The sequence below is a fragment of the Leifsonia sp. SIMBA_070 genome (assembly GCF_046534635.1).
Classification (GTDB): domain Bacteria; phylum Actinomycetota; class Actinomycetes; order Actinomycetales; family Microbacteriaceae; genus Leifsonia.
In genome coordinates this window covers 1-259 of the sequence record NZ_JAWRYK010000504.1, presented here as the reverse complement: position 1 = coordinate 259, position 259 = coordinate 1, and the positions used below count along the sequence as shown (strand labels likewise).

The following is a 259-nucleotide window of genomic DNA, read 5'->3' as shown; positions in this document are numbered from 1 at the left end:
CATCATTGAAAAGACTTGGACCTGCAAAGCTTGTGGTGAGCCAGTATTGATCCACATGGAGGACGACGAAGGCCAGTTCCTGGTGCGGCGGATCCCAGCCAACCAGCTCGCAAGAGGCGACTTGATTTATCTCGGCAACAATCTTAGTCGACTCATTGAGGTCAACGACTCTAGCAAGGCGCAAATCAAAAATGGAGACTGGTACCTTGCTCTCAAAGGCATCGGTACGCGCTTTGTCGAGTCCAACCGCTACTACAAC

At 51.4% G+C, this 259-nt stretch carries 1 protein-coding gene; it reads left to right on the top strand.

What is annotated here, in order from left to right:
• Positions 1-55: 55 nt before the first annotated feature.
• A partial coding sequence (locus SB754_RS21225) for a hypothetical protein (protein ID WP_410784317.1) occupies positions 56-259 on the top strand: 204 nt, incomplete at its 3' end.